We start from the raw sequence: 19240 nt of genomic DNA on the forward strand, positions 1-19240 counted from the left end.
TGATTGGAGCCGCCTTACAGCGCGTCTGAACGGTACTGGCAGATAAAAACCGTTCGTCGGTTGTGGCGCAAAAGCAACCCTATGCGGCTGCATCCGCAAGGCATGTTCAAGCGTACTGAATGACTTGCTCAGGAATCAGCACTTGCCGGGCTGGCATCAGCGGCCATAATGAACCGCATCTTTCCAGACAACCTACGAGGACAACAGCATGGCTAAAGTGGCAGTGGTTTATCACAGTGGTTACGGGCATACCAAAAAGCAGGCTGAGGCAATCCATGCCGGGGCGGCCAGTGTGGCGGGGGTAGAAGCAACGCTGTACGCCATTGATGCCGAGGGCAATCTGGGCGAAGAGGTGTGGGCCGCGCTGGATGCCGCCGATGCCATCCTGTTTGGCTCGCCCACCTATATGGGCGGCCCATCCTGGCAATTCAAGAAATTTGCCGATGCGTCTTCCAAACCGTGGTTTGGCGGCAAGTGGAAGGACAAAGTGGCTGGCGGCTTTACCAATTCGGCCAGCATGAATGGCGACAAAGGCTCGACGCTGACCTATTTCTTCACGCTGTCGCAGCAGCAAGGCATGATCTGGATCGGCACTGGCCTGATGCCCGCCAATACCAAGGCGGCCACGCGCAACGACATCAACTATCTGGCGGGCTTTGCCGGCGCGCTGGCGCAATCGCCATCGGATGGGTCGCCTGAAGAAGGCCCGCTGCCCGGCGATCTGGAAACCGCAAAGATCTATGGCGCGCGCGTGGCGGATTACGCGCAGAAAACCCGCGGCTAAATACTGAGCTGCTGCTTGAGTGCAACAAAAAAGCGCGTGGCCCTGTTGGGGCGACGCGCTTTTTTTGGTTAAGGCGAGAGCGGCGAGTGACGGTTTATTCGTCGCTGTCGTCATCCGGGTTATACGCCCGCTTGCCAAACATGACTTCGCCATCTTCCACATCGCGCATCAACAACTGCACATTGGGCTCGGTGGGATATTTGCTGACCTCATTGCGGAAGTAACCGAGGCTTTCCGGGAAGGCAAACACGGCCTGGCGCATGCGCGTGTGCGCCAGCGCCATGTCTTTGCCTTGCAGCGCCAACATGATGGATTCGTCCGACAACTGGCCCGGGTACGGATGCACCGCGTTCAGACGGCTGACCAGGCCCAGCTTCCAGCCAATATCGGACCGCGACGCGGTGACAAAGTTGGACAGGCCGAATTCGGCAAAATAATCCACCAGCGGATTCTCGCGCAGTTCTTCCAGCAGCTTCATGCGGCGGGCGTTTTCGCCAGCGCGTGACGACGTATCCATAATCGGATACAGCTTGATGTAGTAATGCGTACCTGCAATGCCCAGCGCAAATACCAGCGCGCCAGCCGCGATGGCGACGGTCCGGCGCAGCGCGGTGCTGTCTTCGCCAAACGGCGTGGCATCAAACAGGAAGAACAACATCACGGCAAACGGGCCGAAAAAGTGGAAGTACCACAGCGGGTATTCGACCAGGCTATGCAGGATGGACACCAGCACCAGCGACGCGGCAAATACCGTGACCGCATCGTGCCGACGCCGCCACAACGCACCAAACGCCATCAGGATGGGGGCGACCACCACACCGGTGCCGATGATGCCGGTTTCGGCCATCAGGTTAAGCAGCGAGTTGTGGCAATGGGTGAACAGCACGCTTTCTTCAACGCGCGCAAACGCCGGGATCACCTGCAGACGTACGCTTTCCGCGCCATAGGCGCCCCAACCGATGCCCAGGATCGGGTGTTCGGTAAACACGGTCCAGGCTTTGTGCCATTCCACCAGGCGGCGTGCGCCGTTGGAATCGAGGCGCGACAAGCCGGTGGGGACCGCGTTTTTGGCGTGCTCGAATGACTGGATGATTTCGCTGATCAGCGGCGCGATAAACTGCATGGCCAGCATCAGCGCGGCCGAGGCCAGCAGGAAACCGGCAAAGCGGCGATTAAGCCCGCGCGTGCTGGCAAACAACACGCCGCCAAATACAATCCACACGCAGATATACACCAGGATGGAACGCGAACCGCACCAGGCCGTCGACAGCGCCAGCCAGCTCACCAGCAGCGCCCACGACCACACCGGCAATTTGCGATCCGCCATCAGCCACGCGGCGGCGGCGATGCCCCACGTCAGATAGTGGCCGTACATATTCTTCTGGCCGATGTTGCCAAACACCAGGCCCGAGCCGTTCTTGATGACCTGGATAACCTGCGGCACGGCGGTGCCCGAATTGAACAACGCGCCCACCAGCAAGCCCCACGCCAAGGCTTCGGCCAGCGGTTGCAGCGTAAATTCGTCCCGGGCGCGTGCCAGGCTCCATACGGTCAGGCCCGCGCCGATCAGGTACGCCAGCGGAATGGTGCGCTCCGACCAGTAATACAGCGGCAGCACCACCACCTGGATGGCCAGTACGGCGGCCAGCAAAAACCACGGCAGGCTCATCAACGGCAAGCCGGTGCGCTTGTGCGCCGGTTGGGCGGGCAGCAGCGCCGCCGCCAGAATCAGCAGGCCACAGAATCCGTAGGCCGCCAGTTCGGACGGAAAAACCGGGTTGGGAGGATAACGGTAGGGAATGCCGCAAGGGACGGCGGCCAGCAAGAACAGCAGGGCCTGATAAACACGCAGCGAGTAATGTTTCATTCTTCTAATGGGTCAGATTGGGCATCGGGTACTTTGCGGCGGCCGGTCCAGCCTGCCACCACGCAACCCACTTCAAACAGCAGCCATAACGGGATGGCCAGCATACATTGCGACAACGCATCAGGCGGGGTGATGACGGCCGCCACCACAAACGAGCCGACAATCACATACGGGCGCCAGCTGCGCAGTTTTTCGACAGTCACCACGCCAATCCACACCAGCAGCACAATCGCCACCGGCACTTCAAAGGTCACGCCAAACGACAGGAACATGCCGAGGATGAAGCTGAGGTACTGATCGGAATCGGGCAGCCACGTCATCGAAGCCGGCGCATGCGACGACAGAAAACCGAACACGGTTTTGAACACCACGTAATAGGCGAACGCCATGCCGCAGAAAAACAGCACGGTGGACGACACAATCAGCGGCAGCACCATTTTCTTTTCGTGCACATACAGGCCAGGCGCCACAAAAGCCCAGGCCTGATACAGCGTGCTGGGCAACGAGACTACAAAAGCGGCCATGGCCGCCATTTTCATCTGCACCAGAAACGGTGAGGCAATGCCGATCGACACCAGCTTTTGCCCCGGCAATACCGAGGTGAGCGGGTAGACCATAAAGTCGTAAATCTGCCCGGAAAAATAAAAGCAGACGGCAAATGCAAGCAAAAAGCCGATGCCGGCACGGACAAGCCGGGTGCGCAGCTCGATCAGATGAACCAGAAGTGGCTGAAAATCGGTCTGCTGCATAAGTTAGCGGCGATCTCGCGAGTTGGCGCCTGCGGCAGGCGCGGAGGAGGGGGCAGCAAACAGATCAAGCTGGCGCTCATCCACGGGCGGTGCGTATTCCGGGATATGCGCCTGCGGCAAAGCGTCTGCCAGCGGTGGCGTGACCAAGGCTGCGGGCGCAGGCGGTGGCACCAACGCCTGGCCTTGCGCCAGCGGCACATAAGGCAGTCCATTGGCTTCGGCGTGATGCTTGCGCTCTTCTTCTTCGGGTGACAACGCGGTGGCCGCAGCCGCCACCGGCGTGATTGGCGCACGCTCCAGTGCGGCCACTTGGGGCTCTGGCGTCGGCTCCAGCAAGGCCGCTTTGGCGTCAGCGGTGCTATCGACCAACGCGGCTTTGGCATCCACAAACGGCTGCGCGATGCTGTTGCGCAAATCGTTGCCCTGCGCGCGCATTTCGGCCTCTAGCTTGGCCAGCTCGCCTTGAGCGATTTCGCGGTCGAGGTCGGCTTTGACATTGGCGGTAAAACGCTGGGCGCGGCCGATCAGCATACCCACGGTACGCGCCACTTTTGGCAGTTTTTCGGGGCCGATCACCACCAGTGAAACGGCGCCGATCACGGCCAGTTCGCCCAGGCTGATATCAAACACGGCGTAGCGATCCTTGCGGGGTTAGCGTTTGTCGCGCTCGGCGGTGTCGATCACGCGGCCGCTTTCGAGGTCGGTGGTCTTGGTGGCGGTGACTTGCGGCGGCACGGCCGGTTTGTCTTCGCTGGCCATGCCTTCCTTGAAGCCCTTCACGGCCGAGCCCAGGTCATTGCCCACGTTGCGCAGTTTTTTGGTGCCAAAAATCAACACCACGACGGCCAGAACAATCAGCCAATGCCAGATACTCAAAGAACCCATTTCATTGCTCCCTGCGGCGCATTGCCGCTCATTGGGTGGTGACTTCAGCGATATGCGGATTCAGGCCCGCGCCGCCAAAGACATGGATATGCAGGTGGAAGAAAGTCTGCCCCCCGCCTTTGCCCGTATTGATGACAGTCCGGAAACCGTCTTTCAAACCCTGCTGCGCCGCCAGTTTCGGCGCTTGCAGCAGCATCTTGCCCAGCAGCGCTTCGTGCGACGCATCGGTATGCGCCAGCGAATCGAGATGCAGTTTCGGCACAATCAGAAAATGCACATCGGCCACCGGATGAATATCGTTGAAGGCGACCATGTGTTCGTCTTCGTACAGTTTTTGCGTCGGGATTTCGCCGTTGGCGAGCTTGCAAAACAGGCAATCGCTCATTGTGTTCTCCAGTTTATAGACGCGTTGCCGGTCATCGCGCCTGAGCTTGCTGTTTATCTGTAGTTCGGCAGAGATAAATGGCAAAGTTCAACGCGGCCGATGCCTCAATCTTCCTTCGGACGAGAGGCTTTTTCTTCAATGCCCGAAATGCCTTCGCGCCGCGCCAGTTCGGCCAGCACATCTTCATGGCTCAGGCCTTCGTGCTTGAGCAACACCAGCGTGTGAAACCACAAATCCGCCACCTCGCGCACCAGATGCAGGCGGTCGTTGTCTTTGGCGGCCATGATGGTTTCGACGGCTTCTTCGCCCACCTTTTTCAGGATAGCTTCTTGCCCTTTATGAAACAGCCTGGCCACGTACGACGTGGACGGGTCCGCGCTGCGGCGCTCGCTGAGCGTGCGATCCAGGCGTTCAAGAATATCGGCGGAGACCATGTGTGCGGTTCCAGAAAGCAAAAAGCGAATTATAGGGTGGAAATCGTTGCTTGCGCGTGACTGATGCCGCGCATAGGGTGGGTCTGGACCCACCACTCAAAGCCGTGAACAAAATCTGCAAACCGGGCGAACCACGTTCTTGAAAGTGTTAACCAAATCGGCAATGGCAAATAGCGGGCGCAAAGCGGCTCGCTAGCGGCTTTGGTGGGTGGGTCTAGACCCACCCTATGATTTCCTGGGTTCAGGCTCGGTAGATTTCGCTGGGGTCTTTTAGCACGGCGTCGACTGTCTGCCATTGATCGCCCTCAAGGCGGCGGAAAAAACAGCTTTCGCGCCCAGTGTGGCACGCAATGCCGCCATCCTGATGGATGAGATAAATCAGCACGTCGCCATCGCAATCCAGGCGGATTTCCTTGATGTGCTGCACGTGGCCAGACTCTTCGCCTTTGTGCCACAGCTTCTGGCGCGAACGTGTCCAGTAATGCGCCGTGAGCTTCGCGGCCGAAAGCTCGACCGCCTCGCGGTTGGCAAAGGCAAACATCAGCACGCGGCCGGTTTCGGCATCCTGGGCAATCACCGGCACCAGACCGTTGCCGTCAAAATGGATTTCATCTAGCCAGCTCACAGGCGCACCTCAATGCCGGCGTCGCGCATGGCTTCTTTGGCCTGGCGCACCGTGTATTCGCCAAAGTGGAAAATCGACGCAGCCAGCACGGCATCGGCATGGCCTTCGCTCACGCCTTCCACCAGATGCTGCAGATTGCCCACGCCGCCCGAGGCGATCACCGGGATATCCACTGCGTCCGAGATCGCGCGCGTCAGCGGCAAGTTAAAGCCGATACGGGTGCCGTCGCGGTCCATGCTGGTCAGCAGGATTTCGCCCGCGCCCAGCGCTTGCATCTTGATGGCCCATTCCACCGCATCCAGCCCGGTGGCCTGACGCCCGCCATGCGTAAAGATTTCCCAGCGGCTGTTGTCGGGCGTGACTGATTTGGCGTCGATGGCCACCACGATGGCCTGGCTGCCAAACTTGTCGGCCGCTTCTTTAACCACCTGCGGATTAAGCACGGCCGTGGTGTTGATGCTGATCTTGTCCGCGCCGGCGTTGAGCAGACGGCGCACATCGTCCACCTTGCGCACGCCACCGCCGACGGTGAGCGGAATAAACACTTGCGACGCCACCGCTTCGATCACATGCAGGATCAGATCGCGGTCGTCCGAGGACGCGGTGATGTCCAGAAACGTCAGCTCGTCCGCGCCCTGGTCGTCATAGCGTTTGGCGATTTCTACCGGATCACCGGCGTCGCGCAGTTCCGTAAAATTGACCCCTTTGACCACGCGGCCAGCGGTGACATCAAGACAGGGAATAATGCGTTTGGCTAAGGGCATGGTGTGGCAGGCCTGGGCTTGAACAACGAATGATGCGGGGCGTATACGCCGCGCGAAACGGACAGAACCGGGCACAGGGCCCGGTCCAGCTTTACAACCTGATCAGCGTGCTGGCAGCGCGCTTAAGCTGCAATCGATTCGTCCGCCACTTGCTGCGCGGCGGCAAAGTCGATGGTGCCTTCGTAAATGGCGCGGCCGGTAATCACACCTTCGATGCCTTCGCTCTCTACTGCACACAGTGCGCGCACGTCGTCGAGATTGGTCAGGCCGCCCGAAGCAATCACGGGGATCGTCAGCGCTTGCGCCAGCTTGACCGTGGCTTCGATATTGACGCCGCTGAGCATGCCGTCGCGGCCGATATCGGTGTAGATCACACTCTCGACGCCGTAATCCTGGAAGCGGCGCGCCAGATCAATCACATCGTGCTCGGTGATCTTGGACCAGCCATCGGTGGCAACAAAGCCATCCTTGGCATCCAGACCGACGATGATATGGCCCGGAAACGCATCGCACGCTTCGTGCAGAAAGCCCGGAATCTTGACCGCGGCGGTGCCGATGATCACGTAATCGATACCGGCATCCAGATAACGCTCGATGGTGTCCAGATCGCGGATACCGCCACCCAGTTGCACCGGCACCTGACCGTCGACTTCGCGCAGGATGCCTTTAATGGCGTCCAGGTTTTTGGGCTTGCCGGCAAACGCGCCGTTCAGATCAACCAGATGCAGACGACGGCCGCCGGCATCCAGCCAGTGGCGCGCCATTGCGGCGGGTTCTTCCGAGAATACGGTGGCGTCTTCCATCAAGCCCTGGCGCAGGCGTACGCAGTGGCCGTCTTTCAAATCAATAGCAGGAATAATCAGCATGATGCAAAAACTTCAATGAAGTCAGGTTATTAGGTGTGACAGCGCCGGATTACGGACGACCATCCCAGTGTACGAAATTTTTAAGCAACTGCAGCCCGGCATGATGGCTTTTTTCCGGGTGGCACTGGATCGCGAAAATATTATCGCGCGCCACCGCGGCGGCAAAACGGTAAGGATAAGCGCTTTCGATCACCGTGATGTCATCGCTGGGCCGAAAGTGATAGCTATGCACAAAATAAAAGCGATCCAGATCGGGAATACCGGCCCACAGCGGGTGATCGCGCTTGATCATCATCTGGTTCCAGCCCATGTGCGGCACTTTCAGCTTCTGGCCGTGCTCATCCACCATGGCAGCTTTGGGAAAGCGCACCACGTCACCGGCAAAGATGCCCATGCCGTTGGTATCGCCTTCTTCGCTATGGTCAAACAGCAGTTGAGCGCCCACGCAAATGCCCAGAAACGGCTTGTGGCTGGCGGCGTCGCGCACTGCGTCTTCCAACCCGCTGTTTTGCAGATAGCGCATACAGTCGGGCATGGCGCCCTGACCGGGGAACACCACTTTATCGGCGGCCTCGACCACCAGCGGGTCATCGGTCAGCACGATATCGGCATCACCCGCCACGTGTTCCAACGCTTTGGTTACGGAGTGCAGGTTGCCCATGCCGTAATCCACAATCGCGATTCGCATAACTGTTCCCGTTGTTAAGAAGCGGGCTGGTGCGGCTTAGCCGACCAGCGTGCCCTTGGTGGACGGGGTTACGCCCGCCATACGGTCATCGTGCTCAATGGCCATACGCAGCGCGCGGCCAAAGGCTTTGAAGATGGTCTCGGCCTGATGATGCGCATTCTGGCCTTTCAGATTGTCGATATGCAAGGTGACGGCAGCGTGGTTAACAAAGCCGCGGAAAAACTCGCCAAACAGATCGACATCAAAGCCGCCGATGGCTGCACGGGTATAGGTGACACCGTATTCCAGCCCCGGCCGGCCCGACAGATCAATCACCACGCGCGACAGCGCTTCATCCAGCGGCACATAGGCATGGCCGTAGCGACGGATGCCTTTCTTGTCGCCCAGCGCCTTGGCCAGCGCCTGGCCCAGCGTGATGCCCACATCTTCGACGGTATGGTGCGCGTCGATATGCAGATCACCTTTGGCCACGATATCGAGGTCGATCAGACCATGGCGGGCGATCTGATCCATCATGTGTTCCAGAAACGGAACGCCGGTATCGAACTTCGATGTGCCGGTGCCATCCAGATTGATGGAGACCGTGATCTGGGTTTCGAGCGTATTACGCGTGACCTGGGCTTGCCGCATTGCGAGTCTCTTCAGGGATACAAGTCGTTGATTGGATGTTTTTATTTTTCGTCGAGGCGATATTCAGCCGAACGCGCGTGCGCTTGCAACCCTTCGCCATGCGCCAGCGTGCTGGCGATGCGGCCCAGCGTTTGCGCGCCAGCGGCCGATACCTGGATCAGGCTGGTGCGCTTCTGGAAATCATAAACGCCCAGCGGGCTGGCAAAGCGTGCGGTGCGCGCGGTTGGCAACACATGGTTGGGGCCGGCGCAATAATCGCCCAGCGCTTCCGAGGTGAACTTGCCCAGGAAGATGGCGCCAGCATGCTTCAGTTCGGGCAACCAGATTTGCGGATGTTCCACCGACAATTCCAGATGCTCCGGCGCAATCCAGTTGGCGATGTCGCAGGCTTCCTGCAGGTCTTTCACCTGGATCAGCGCGCCGCGGCCGGTCAGGCTGGCACGGATGATGTCGGCGCGCGGCATTTCGGGCAGTTGGCGCTCGATGCTGGCGGCCACTTGTTCGATAAAAGCGGCATCGGGGCACAGCAGAATGGCCTGGGCGATTTCGTCGTGCTCGGCCTGCGAGAACAGGTCCATGGCAATCCAGTCCGGGTCGGTGCTGCCATCACAGATCACCAGAATCTCGGACGGGCCCGCCACCATATCGATGCCGACGATGCCGAATACGCGGCGCTTGGCGGCCGCCACATAGGCATTGCCCGGGCCGGTAATCTTGTCGACTTGCGGCACGGTTTGGGTGCCATAGGCCAAGGCGCCCACCGCTTGCGCGCCACCCAGCGTAAACACGCGGGTTACACCGGCGATATAGGCGGCGGCCAGCACCAGATCATTGCGTTCGCCACGCGGGGTGGGCACCACCATGATGATTTCGGGGACCCCGGCCACATGCGCGGGGATGGCATTCATCAGCACGGACGACGGGTACGACGCCTTGCCGCCCGGCACGTAAATGCCGACGCGATCCAGCGGCGTAACTTGCTGCCCCAGCAGCGTGCCGTCTTCGTCGGTGTATTGCCACGAGCTGGCTTTTTGGTGTTCGTGATAGCGGCGCACCCGGGCGGCGGCCGCTTGCAGCGCGTCTTTTTGCTGCGGCAACAGGCGCTCGAACGCCTCTTGCAGTTGTTCTTGCGTGATTTCGAGCTGCGCCATGCTGTTGGTGTCAACGCCATCAAAGCGTTGCGTGTACTCGATCAGCGCCGCATCGCCACGGTGTTTGACGTCGTCGAGGATGGCAGCGACGCGCGCATCCACTTCGGGGTCTTGCGAGGTTTCAAAGGCCAGCAGATCTTGCAACTGGCTACGGAATTCGGCGGCGCGGGAATCAAGACGGCGGAGCATGTTCGAAGGTCCGGTTAGATACCTGGGGAAAACGATTATACCGATGCGGCACAGTGCCGGGGTAACGGTTCTTTGCGAGGCCTGATTGCGCCGGCGCGGTGGGCGTGGGCGCAATCAGGGCCGGGGATGAGGTCAGGAATGGTGTCGCGCCGCCACGGTGGCGGCAAAGGTATCGATGATCGGTTGCAGCTGGTCGTGTTTGAGCTTCAGCGCGGCCTGGTTGACGATCAGGCGCGAGCTAATATCACGCACGTGTTCGACGGCCACCAGATTGTTGGCCTTGAGTGTGCCACCGGTGGACACCAGATCAACAATGCAATCGGCCAGACCGACCAGCGGGGCCAGTTCCATCGAGCCATACAGCTTGATCAGATCAATGTGCACGCCTTTGCCAGCAAAGTGTTCGCGCGCGCAATCGGTGTATTTGGTGGCCACACGCAGACGCGCGCCTTGCTGCACCGCGCCCAGATAATCAAAACCTTGCTGCACGGCCACCATCAGGCTGCATTTGGCAATCTCCAGATCCAGCGGTTGATACACGCCCGCGCCGCCGTGTTCCAGCAGCACATCCTTGCCCGCCACGCCCAGATCAGCCGCGCCGTATTGCACATAGGTCGGCACGTCGGTGGCGCGCACGATAATCAGGCGCACATCGTCACGGTTGGTGCCGATGATCAGCTTGCGCGAGCTTTCCGGCGCTTCGCTGGGCACGATGCCCGCAGCGGCCAGCAAGGGCAGGGTTTCTTCAAAAATGCGGCCTTTGGATAACGCAATGGTGATCATGTTCTGGTCCACCCGCAGCGCGCGGGCCTGGAATGTTGATGAAGAGGCGTTAACGCCCGGCCTGGCTGTCTGTTATTTAAACAGCCGGATCGACACGGGATACCGCGACGGCCAGCCATTGATGGCTTTGGCGCCTTCCCACAATGCAAACAGGCTGGAGCCGATACCCACCCACCAGAGCGGAATCGGGCTATGCGTGGCAGCGGTCAGCAGCAGCGCCACGATATAAAAGCACGCCATCAGCAACTGGAAATTGGCGGCCTGCGCGGCGTGCTGTTCGACAAATTCGGAATGCACACGCGCAAATTGCAGAATCACAAACGGAATCACCAAAGCCAGCACCTGAATCGGCACCATCGGCAACCAGCACAGGCCAGATAGATGGGCGATGACGGCAAAGCCTTTTTCCAGCTGCGATGGCGGCGGCAGTTTGCCGTCGCTGTCTTCCGCCGCTGGCTTGGGATTCAGCGTAAACAAACTCACGAGATGCGCTCGATCTGCGCGCCCACACCACCGAGCTTGGCTTCGATATGTTCGTAGCCGCGGTCCAGGTGATAGATGCGATCAACGATGGTTTCGCCTTCCGCCACCAGGCCCGCGATCACCAGCGAAGCCGACGCGCGCAAATCAGTGGCCATTACGGTCGCGCCCGACAATTTGCTCACGCCTTGCACCACGGCGGTGTTGCCTTCGGTGGCGATATTGGCGCCCATGCGCGTTAGTTCCGGCGCGTGCATAAAGCGGTTTTCAAAGATGGTTTCGGTCATCACGCTGGTGCCTTCCGCAATGCAGTTCAACATCATGAACTGGGCCTGCATGTCGGTCGGGAAAGCCGGATAGGGCAGCGTGCGTACGTTGACGGCCTTGGCGCGTTGTTTCATGTCCAGCGCAATCCAGTCGTCACCGGCTTCGATATAGGCACCGGCTTCGCGCAACTTGTCGAGCACGGCTTCGAGGATATTGGCGCGGGTATTGCGCAATACCACCCGGCCTTGCGCGGCAGCGGCGGCGCACAAAAAGGTGCCGGTTTCGATGCGATCGGGCACCACGGCGTGCGTGGCGCCATGCAGTTCTTTTACGCCTTCAATCGAGATGGTATCGGTGCCGTGGCCGCTGATTTTCGCGCCCATGGCGATCAGGCATTCAGCCAGATCCACCACTTCGGGTTCGCGCGCGGCGTTTTCGATAGTGGTGACGCCTTCGGCCAGCACGGCCGCCATCATCAGGTTTTCGGTACCGGTGACGGTGACCATATCAGTGACGATGCGCGCGCCCTTCAGCTTGCCTTGGGCTTTGACGTAGCCATGCTCGATGACGATTTGTGCGCCCATCGCCTGCAAGCCTTTGATGTGCTGATCCACCGGACGTGCGCCAATGGCACAGCCACCGGGCAACGACACCTGCGCTTCGCCAAAGCGGGCCAGCGTGGGGCCCAGCACCAGGATCGAAGCGCGCATGGTCTTGACCAGATCGTACGGCGCGCACAGTTCGTTAACCGCGTTGGCGGTGATTTCGAACTCGTGCACGTTGTCGGTCATGACGCGCACGCCCATGCCTTGCAGCAGCTTTTGCGTGGTCTTGACGTCACGCAGTTGGGGCACATTGGTCAGGCGCAGCGTGTCGGCGGTCAGCAGGCTGGCGCACAGGATCGGCAGGGCGGCGTTCTTGGCGCCAGAGATGGTGATTTCGCCATTGAGTGGGCGGCCACCGGTGATTTTGAGTTTATCCATGATGTTACTGTCGCGACCCGGCAAAAAACGGTTAAGGCAAGCACTGCGCCCATCGGCCCCGATGGGAAGTTACGCAGCGAAAAATAAAGAGCTTACAGAAATTTCCACAGCAAATACGCCACCACGGCAATCAAAAACGGCAGATTGGTTAACGCCACGATCTTCTGCATCGAATGATCGCGCGAGCCTTTGTCGTTGTTTTTTGCCGCTTCCAGCGCCGCCTTGTTGTCATCGATGGCATCAAGGCTGAAACGTTTGTTGTCGCTCACCGCGCAGCCCATTCGGCGGGGGTGAGGGTTTTTTCGAGCGACAGCGCGTGCAGTTCGCCCGAATCGATCACGTCCTTGAGGGCGTCTTTAACCAGGCGGTGGCGGGCCAGCAAGCCCAGGCCGTCAAAGCGCGGCGAGGCGATGCGGGCATAGAAATGTGCGCCATCGCCGTTGACTTCACAGGCGGTGGCGGACAGACGGTCGGTGATCAGGGTTTGTACTTGCTCAGGGGTCATGACGAAGAAGCTTTCTCTAGTGCCTTAATTTGTAACCGGATTTTATCAGCTGATAGCCCAGCAAGGCGAGCGCAAACAGCGCCGCACCGCTGACCGACAGCGCCAGCCAGGGCGAAACATCGGCCACGCCAAAGAATCCGAAGCGGAAACCATCGATGATGTAGAACACCGGGTTCCAGTTGGACACGGCCTGCCAGAACGGCGGCAGGCTATGAATGGAGTAGAACACGCCCGACAAAAACGTCAGCGGCATGATCAAAAAATTCTGGAACGCGGCCAGCTGATCAAACTTGTCGGCCCAGATGCCGGCGATCAGGCCCAGGATGGCCATGGCGGCACAGCCCATCAGCGCAAATACCAGCACCCACAGCGGATGCTGCACCGGTGGAATCGCAAACACCAGCGTGACCAGCAACACGCCCAGGCCGACGATGATGCCACGCACCACGGCGGCCAGCACATAGGCGGCAAAGAATTCGAGATGCGATAACGGCGGCAGCAGGATAAACACCAGATTGCCGGTGATCTTGGACTGGATGATGGACGAGCTGGTGTTGGAAAACGCGTTCTGCAGCATCGACATCATGGCGAGGCCAGGAATCAGGAACGCGGTATAGCGCACGCCCGGATACGGCTGCACATGGCTGTCCAGCACATGCGCAAAAATCAGCAGATACAAAGACGCGGTCAGGATCGGCGCCAGCACGGTCTGGAAACTGACTTTCCAGAAGCGCAATAGCTCTTTATAAAAAAGGGTTTGAAAGCCTTGCATCGGGGTCGTATCTGCTTGTTCTGATCAGGTGTGGGCGCGCAGTGGCGCATATGGCGTGCAATGATAGCCTGGCTGGCCACCCACCGGCGCGGTGAGTGGCGCAATCCAGGTTCAGGCGGCAGTGCCGTGCATGGTTTCGACGAAGATATCTTCGAGATCGGGCTTGTTGACCTCGATATCGCGCAGCGTTACGCCCGCTTGCTTGATCTGCGCCAGCAAATCGTCGAGCGCGGCCACATCGCTCAGCTTGAGGTCATATTGCTGGCCCGCTTGCGTAATCACCAAGGGCTGCAGGCTGGCGGGCAGCGTGCCGTCCAGCAACTTGATGCGCAGCGTGCGCGACTTGCCTTTGTTCAGCAGCGTGGCTTTGTCTTCCAGCGCAATCAGCTGGCCTTGTTTGAGCATGGCGATGCGATTGCACAGCTCTTCGGCTTCTTCCAGATAGTGCGTGGTCAGCACGATGGTGGAGCCTTGCTGATTAAGCCGACGAATAAACTGCCACAGCGTCTGCCGCAGTTCGACATCGACGCCCGCGGTGGGCTCATCCAGCACGATGACGGGCGGCTTGTGCACCAGCGCCTGCGCTACCATTACCCGGCGTTTCATGCCGCCCGACAGCGCGCGCATATTGCTGTGCGCCTTGTCGGTCAGGCCCAGGCTGGCGAGGATTTCATCAATCCAGTCGTCGTTTTTTTTCAGGCCAAAATAGCCGGACTGAAACTGCAGCGTTTCGCGCACGTTAAAAAACGGATCGAACACCAGTTCTTGCGGCACGATGCCGACAGCGCGGCGCGCATTGCGGTAATCGGTGGCCACATCGTGGCCCATGATGCGCACCGCACCCGACGTGGCATGCGCCAGACCGCCCAGGATGGAAATCAGCGTGGTTTTGCCTGCGCCGTTGGGGCCCAGCAGCGCAAAGAAGTCGCCTTCTTCCACATTAAAACTGACCGACTTCAGCGCCTGGAACTGGCCGTAATGCTTGACGACCTGGTTGAACTCGATGGCGCTCACTGCGCGGCTCCGGCGGCCGAGGCATCCACAGCAGGCGCTGCCACCGGCGCCGTCGCAGCGGTGGCATCGGCTACGGCCACCGGGGAAGGCGCAGCGGCGGCGTCGCTGGCAGTTGCGGCAGCGGGCGTAGCCGCGCTGACCGCTGCGGCTGGCGCGCTGGCCGGGGTGTTGGCGGCGGCGGGTTGGCTGGCGTCTGCGGCGGGCTTGGCCGACGGCGTCGGGCCTGGATCATCCGCATCGTCGTCCAGGTCTTCGCCCATCTTCAGCGGATGCGGCGCGTTGCCGTCATACACCTTGTACCAGCGGCGTTGCAGATAGGCATCGCGGATATAAGCGTACGGATCCGGTTGCGATTCGATCATCGCATCCAGCGGCAGCACCTGGGCGCGCATGTTGACGCCGTCCACCGCGGCATAGGCAATCTTCCAGCCGGTATCGACATCAAACCAGGTAATCGGGCCGGCAAAGGCGCGCACGGTCGGGTCCACCACATCACGCAGATCGGACGGGCCCAGCAGCGGCAGCATCAGATACGGACCGGTGCCGATCCCCCAGGAACCGAACGCCTGGCCGATATCCTCATCGGGCTTGGGCAGGTTCATGTTGGAGGCCCAGTCAAAGATACCGAACACACCGATGGTGGTGTTGACCGCCACCCGGCCCAGCGTCTTGGCGGTCTCGGTAAACTTGCCCTGCAGCAGCGAACCCACGCTGGAGAACAGATCATCGATATTGCCGAAGAAATTGGTGGTGCCCTGTTTGATGGGCTGCGGCGTGAAGTCGTTGTAGAACACGGCAACGGGACGGACCAGCGTGTGATCAACCACGTTGTTAACGACGAAAATACCCCGGTTTACTTTCTCAAGCGGGTCATAGTTGTTCTGCGGCGTGGCACAAGCCGACAGTAACAGGGCAGCAATCAGGATCAGACGGCGCATCGGTGCGGATCTCAGTGGGCAACAGGTTGGATACAGCTGAATTGTATGTGGTTTTCTTCTGGCTTATCTCGCCAGATCGGAGGAGGCGCAAGCGCTTTTCCGGCCCGCCCCGCGCAGACAAGATGGGGCAAATTCAATAAAAACCAATAAACAAAACCCCGGCGCACGGGGTTTTGTTAACAAGCATGGGTTCAGGCACTGGCCGGCAACAGCGTTTGCACGCCATACAGCCGGATCAGTTCTTGCAGCGCCAGCGGCACATGGGCCAATTGCAGCCGCAGTTGCCGCCGCCTGGCTTCGCGTTGCCAGTGCAACAGCACCGACACCGCCGCCGAATCAACCGCGCCCACCTGGGCCAGGTCGATCACCACGTCTCCGCTGGCGGGCCACTGGATTGCGTGCAGTTGCCCGCCCGCGTTTTCCATGGTGATGCCGCCCTGCGGGGTCATGGTTGCGTTACTCACTTGCTGGCGCCTTTGGCGGCAGCGGTGCTGGCCGCGGGCGAATTGGCATTGCCAGCCGCCAGTTGTTTGATCAGGCCATCAATACCGTCTTTACGAATCACGGTGGCGAACTGGTTGCGGTGGCTGTTGATAAAGCTGATGCCTTCCACCGCGATGTCGAACACTTTCCAGCCCGAATCGGTTTTTTCAAAGTAGAAATCCAGCGCGACCGGCTTCTGGCCCGGCAGGCTGACTTCGGTCTGCACGGTTTGCTCGTCGGCCGAATCGCCCGGGCGCGTGCCCTTCACGTTAACCTGCGCGCCTTTATACACGGTCAGCGCGGTCAGGTAGGTGCGGACCAGCATGGTGCGGAATTCTTTGGTCAGTGCGGCTTGCTGGTCGGGCGTGGCGCTCTTCCAGTAACGGCCCACAGCGAGCGTGGTCATGCGGTTGAAGTCAGCCAGCGGCAGCATGCGCGCATCGGCTTGCTCGCGCACTTTGGCCTGGTCTTTGTCGTTCTTGTTAATGATATCCAGCACGTCCTTGCTGACGCCACGCACGATGGCGTCGGGCGCGTCAGTGGTCGTATTCACTGCAAAAGCGGTCGGCAGCAGGGCAACTGCAACCAGCGCCACCAGCCATTGTTTAAACAACATCATTGAGATTTCTCCGTCTATTTTTCAGTATTGCTGCTGCCGTCTTCTGCTTTGCTAAACAGGAAGCGGCTGATCAATTGTTCGAGCACGATGGCGGACGAGGTCAGTTTGAAGGTGCTGCCTTGCGCCAGCATCTTGTTGTCCGCGCCGGGGGTGATGCCGATGTACTGCTCACCCAGAATGCCTGAAGTCAGAATTTCAGCCGAAGAATCGCGGCTGAATTCATAGTGTTTGTCCATGGCCATGGTGACACGAGCCACATAACGTTGTGTGTCGAGGTCGATACTCGTGACACGCCCCACCACCACACCTGCGCTTTTAACCGGCGCGCGTACTTTAAGACCACCGATATTTTCAAAGTTGGCGGTCAGGGTGTAGGTGGAGCGTGCGGGCAGGCTGCTGGCGCTGCTGACGCGCAGCGCCAAAAACAGAATGGCCGCGATACCGGCAGCAACGAACAACCCGACCCAGAAGTCGATCATTCCACGTTTCATCAAATACCCCGGAACATGAATGCGGTCAGGATTACGTCCAGACCAAGAATAACCAAAGCCGACGTCACCACCGTGCGGGTGGTGGCGCCTGAAACCCCTTCGGGGGTCGGCGGCGCGTCAAAGCCTTCAAACACCGCGATCAACGACACAGCGATACCAAAAAACACGCTTTTGATGACGCCATTCATGACGTCAAAGCGCAAATCCACCGTGCCCTGCATTTGCGACCAGAAGTTGCCCGGATCAAGCCCCAGCAACTGCACACCCACCAGATAGCCGCCAAAGATGCCCATCACGCTGAACATCGCCGCCAGCAACGGCATCGAAATCACGCCCCCCCAGAAGCGCGGCGCAATCACGCGCGCCATCGGGTTGACGGCCATCATTTCCATCGCGGACAACTGCTCGGCCGCTTTCATCAGGCCAATCTCGGCGGTAATGGCCGAACCGGCGCGGCTGGCAAACAACAACGCGCCCACCACCGGGCCCAGTTCGCGCACCAGCGATAGCGCCACCAGAATGCCCAGCGAGGACGATGCGCCAAAGCGTACCAGTGTGTCGTAGCCCTGCAATGCCAGCACCATGCCGATAAACAAGCCGGACACCGCGATAATCAGCACGGACAAAACGCCCGCAAACCAGATTTCGCGGATGGTGAGGCGGAACCGGATAAACGCCATCGGCGAGTGCCGCAGCAGCGCCAGAAAAAACCGCGTGGCAAAGCCCAGCTTGATCAGGGCGCCGGTAAACGGGTGGCCCAGCCCCGAAAAAAACGCAATAAACCGCTCACGCACGGACGATCTCCAGCCCCAGTTCCTGGGCGTAAGGCGCCGCTGGTTTATGGAAAGGCAGCGGGCCGTCGGGCTCGCCATTAATAAATTGCTTCACGAACGGATGATCGGAGGCGCGCACTTCATCCGGCGTGCCCTGCGCGATCACTTTGCCGTCCGCCATAAAATAAACGTAATCCACCAGCGACAGCGATTCGGCCACATCGTGCGTCACCACAATCGATGCCGCACCCAGTGCGTCGTTCAGTTCGCGGATCAGTTGGCCGATGGTGGCCAGCGAAATCGGATCCAGCCCGGTAAAAGGCTCGTCGTACAACATCAGCATCGGGTCCAGCGCGATGGCCCGCGCCAGCGCCACGCGTCGCGCCATGCCCCCGGACAATTCAAAGGGCATCAGATTGGCCGCTCCGCGCAGACCAACGGCGTGCAGTTTCATCAGCACCAGATCGCGGATGATCGATTCGGGCAGCTTTGCCCGTTCGCGCAACGGAAACGCCACGTTGTCGAACACCGAAAGATCGGTAAACAACGCGCCAAACTGAAACAGCATGCCCAGCTTGCGGCGCATGTCATACAGCGCGGTTTCGTTCATGCCGCCCACGTCGGCGCCATCCACCAGCACACGGCCGGCGCGCGCGCGCAACTGGCCGCCAATCAGGCGTAGCAGGGTGGTCTTGCCCGAACCGGAGCCGCCCATGATGGCGACGACCTGGCCACGCTGCACCGTCAGCGAGAGATCGCTGAGGATATCGTGGTCGCCGTAGCCAAAGCGCACCTGGTCGAGCTGAACAAGCGGAGTGGACATGAATATGCCGGTTTAGACTGGTCAGTACAAAGACGGCTATTTTAGGAGGAAAGCCGCCGTGCCGCCAGTCCAAGACATTGTCATGGAAGATCGGTGGCACCAATTCGTTCTCATTTGACAGGTGTAATTCAGACAAATATAGGAATTTGTCAGCATGACTCGCATCAACATTTCGGGGGTTGAAGGGATTTAGTTTCTGGGGCTTCGAGATTGCCCTGGCTGCGGCCAGATGCGAGGCCCCATGCAAGTCCTGGTAGGATTCACACTTTTGGTCAGTCGGCCTGATTTTGCC

General features: G+C 59.7%; 26 protein-coding genes. 1 reads left to right on the plus strand and 25 read right to left on the minus strand.

Translation table 11 applies throughout. The features are described from left to right. The first annotated feature begins 208 nt into the window (after window positions 1-208). A complete protein-coding gene (locus WG78_RS04965; protein ID WP_053936696.1) occupies window positions 209-784 on the plus strand; it encodes a flavodoxin family protein in 576 nt (191 codons plus the stop codon). Between the two features lie 94 nt (window positions 785-878). Here WG78_RS04965 and WG78_RS04970 read toward each other — a convergent pair whose 3' ends face one another. The 25 genes from WG78_RS04970 to WG78_RS05090 all read right to left on the minus strand — a co-directional run bounded on the left by WG78_RS04970 (window position 879) and on the right by WG78_RS05090 (window position 18948). Then, window positions 879-2651, minus strand: a complete 1773-nt coding sequence (locus WG78_RS04970) for a PglL family O-oligosaccharyltransferase (protein WP_053936697.1) — start codon at window positions 2649-2651, stop codon at window positions 879-881. Further along, the gene (gene tatC, locus WG78_RS04975; RefSeq protein ID WP_053936698.1) at window positions 2648-3400 is read right to left on the minus strand and encodes a twin-arginine translocase subunit TatC; all 753 of its coding nucleotides are present in this window, start codon (window positions 3398-3400) and stop codon (window positions 2648-2650) included. The genes WG78_RS04970 and tatC overlap by 4 nt, the downstream gene beginning before the upstream one ends. A gap of 3 nt (window positions 3401-3403) precedes the next feature. After that, window positions 3404-4030, minus strand: coding sequence for a Sec-independent protein translocase protein TatB (gene tatB / locus WG78_RS04980; protein ID WP_053936699.1), 627 nt, complete (start codon window positions 4028-4030; stop codon window positions 3404-3406). Between the two features lie 21 nt (window positions 4031-4051). Further along, window positions 4052-4285, minus strand: a complete 234-nt coding sequence (tatA, locus tag WG78_RS04985; RefSeq protein WP_053936700.1) for a Sec-independent protein translocase subunit TatA — start codon at window positions 4283-4285, stop codon at window positions 4052-4054. A gap of 28 nt (window positions 4286-4313) precedes the next feature. Further along, complete coding sequence (locus WG78_RS04990; RefSeq protein ID WP_053936701.1) at window positions 4314-4670, minus strand: histidine triad nucleotide-binding protein; 357 nt, start codon at window positions 4668-4670, stop codon at window positions 4314-4316. A gap of 104 nt (window positions 4671-4774) precedes the next feature. Further along, window positions 4775-5104 carry a phosphoribosyl-ATP diphosphatase gene (locus tag WG78_RS04995; protein ID WP_053936702.1) on the minus strand — a complete coding sequence of 110 codons (330 nt, stop codon included), beginning with the start codon at window positions 5102-5104 and terminating at the stop codon, window positions 4775-4777. Window positions 5105-5345: 241 nt separating this feature from the next. Further along, the gene (gene hisI, locus WG78_RS05000; RefSeq protein ID WP_053936703.1) at window positions 5346-5729 is read right to left on the minus strand and encodes a phosphoribosyl-AMP cyclohydrolase; all 384 of its coding nucleotides are present in this window, start codon (window positions 5727-5729) and stop codon (window positions 5346-5348) included. Continuing rightward, window positions 5726-6493 (minus strand): imidazole glycerol phosphate synthase subunit HisF, encoded by a 768-nt coding sequence (gene hisF, locus WG78_RS05005; RefSeq protein WP_053936704.1) that lies wholly within the window; start codon window positions 6491-6493, stop codon window positions 5726-5728. The genes hisI and hisF overlap by 4 nt, the downstream gene beginning before the upstream one ends. Window positions 6494-6615: 122 nt before the next feature. Then, window positions 6616-7359: a 1-(5-phosphoribosyl)-5-[(5-phosphoribosylamino)methylideneamino]imidazole-4-carboxamide isomerase gene (hisA, locus tag WG78_RS05010; RefSeq protein WP_053936705.1), complete on the minus strand. Its 744-nt coding sequence runs from the start codon at window positions 7357-7359 to the stop codon at window positions 6616-6618. Between the two features lie 49 nt (window positions 7360-7408). Further along, window positions 7409-8047, minus strand: coding sequence for an imidazole glycerol phosphate synthase subunit HisH (gene hisH, locus WG78_RS05015; RefSeq protein WP_053936706.1), 639 nt, complete (start codon window positions 8045-8047; stop codon window positions 7409-7411). Between the two features lie 36 nt (window positions 8048-8083). Then, a complete protein-coding gene (gene hisB / locus WG78_RS05020; RefSeq protein ID WP_053936707.1) occupies window positions 8084-8677 on the minus strand; it encodes an imidazoleglycerol-phosphate dehydratase HisB in 594 nt (197 codons plus the stop codon). Between the two features lie 41 nt (window positions 8678-8718). Then, window positions 8719-10017: a histidinol dehydrogenase gene (gene hisD, locus WG78_RS05025; protein ID WP_053936708.1), complete on the minus strand. Its 1299-nt coding sequence runs from the start codon at window positions 10015-10017 to the stop codon at window positions 8719-8721. 132 nt (window positions 10018-10149) lie between these two features. Next, window positions 10150-10800 (minus strand): ATP phosphoribosyltransferase, encoded by a 651-nt coding sequence (gene hisG / locus WG78_RS05030; protein WP_053936709.1) that lies wholly within the window; start codon window positions 10798-10800, stop codon window positions 10150-10152. A 72-nt stretch (window positions 10801-10872) separates the two neighbouring features. Continuing rightward, window positions 10873-11283: a DUF4870 domain-containing protein gene (locus WG78_RS05035; protein ID WP_083458780.1), complete on the minus strand. Its 411-nt coding sequence runs from the start codon at window positions 11281-11283 to the stop codon at window positions 10873-10875. Continuing rightward, window positions 11280-12530 (minus strand): UDP-N-acetylglucosamine 1-carboxyvinyltransferase, encoded by a 1251-nt coding sequence (gene murA, locus WG78_RS05040; RefSeq protein WP_053936711.1) that lies wholly within the window; start codon window positions 12528-12530, stop codon window positions 11280-11282. The genes WG78_RS05035 and murA overlap by 4 nt, the downstream gene beginning before the upstream one ends. Window positions 12531-12622: 92 nt before the next feature. Further along, window positions 12623-12799: a hypothetical protein gene (locus tag WG78_RS22645; protein WP_161805070.1), complete on the minus strand. Its 177-nt coding sequence runs from the start codon at window positions 12797-12799 to the stop codon at window positions 12623-12625. After that, complete coding sequence (locus tag WG78_RS05050; RefSeq protein ID WP_053936713.1) at window positions 12796-13035, minus strand: BolA family protein; 240 nt, start codon at window positions 13033-13035, stop codon at window positions 12796-12798. Before WG78_RS05050 ends, WG78_RS22645 begins: the two co-directional genes overlap by 4 nt. Window positions 13036-13051: 16 nt before the next feature. Beyond that, a complete protein-coding gene (locus WG78_RS05055) occupies window positions 13052-13807 on the minus strand; it encodes an ABC transporter permease (protein ID WP_053936714.1) in 756 nt (251 codons plus the stop codon). Between the two features lie 111 nt (window positions 13808-13918). Continuing rightward, a complete protein-coding gene (locus tag WG78_RS05060; protein ID WP_053936715.1) occupies window positions 13919-14821 on the minus strand; it encodes an ABC transporter ATP-binding protein in 903 nt (300 codons plus the stop codon). After that, window positions 14818-15759 (minus strand): MlaA family lipoprotein, encoded by a 942-nt coding sequence (locus tag WG78_RS05065; RefSeq protein ID WP_053936716.1) that lies wholly within the window; start codon window positions 15757-15759, stop codon window positions 14818-14820. The genes WG78_RS05060 and WG78_RS05065 overlap by 4 nt, the downstream gene beginning before the upstream one ends. Before the next feature lie 191 nt (window positions 15760-15950). After that, window positions 15951-16223, minus strand: coding sequence for an STAS domain-containing protein (locus tag WG78_RS05070; protein WP_152969067.1), 273 nt, complete (start codon window positions 16221-16223; stop codon window positions 15951-15953). Continuing rightward, window positions 16220-16861 carry an MlaC/ttg2D family ABC transporter substrate-binding protein gene (locus tag WG78_RS05075; RefSeq protein WP_236691987.1) on the minus strand — a complete coding sequence of 214 codons (642 nt, stop codon included), beginning with the start codon at window positions 16859-16861 and terminating at the stop codon, window positions 16220-16222. Before WG78_RS05075 ends, WG78_RS05070 begins: the two co-directional genes overlap by 4 nt. Window positions 16862-16875: 14 nt before the next feature. Beyond that, window positions 16876-17352, minus strand: a complete 477-nt coding sequence (gene mlaD, locus WG78_RS05080; RefSeq protein ID WP_053936718.1) for an outer membrane lipid asymmetry maintenance protein MlaD — start codon at window positions 17350-17352, stop codon at window positions 16876-16878. Continuing rightward, window positions 17352-18146, minus strand: a complete 795-nt coding sequence (mlaE, locus tag WG78_RS05085; protein ID WP_053936719.1) for a lipid asymmetry maintenance ABC transporter permease subunit MlaE — start codon at window positions 18144-18146, stop codon at window positions 17352-17354. Before mlaE ends, mlaD begins: the two co-directional genes overlap by 1 nt. Continuing rightward, the gene (locus WG78_RS05090; RefSeq protein WP_053936720.1) at window positions 18139-18948 is read right to left on the minus strand and encodes an ABC transporter ATP-binding protein; all 810 of its coding nucleotides are present in this window, start codon (window positions 18946-18948) and stop codon (window positions 18139-18141) included. The genes mlaE and WG78_RS05090 overlap by 8 nt, the downstream gene beginning before the upstream one ends. Window positions 18949-19240 lie beyond the last annotated feature (292 nt).

This window comes from Amantichitinum ursilacus, assembly GCF_001294205.1.
In the GTDB taxonomy this organism is placed as follows: domain Bacteria; phylum Pseudomonadota; class Gammaproteobacteria; order Burkholderiales; family Chitinibacteraceae; genus Amantichitinum; species Amantichitinum ursilacus.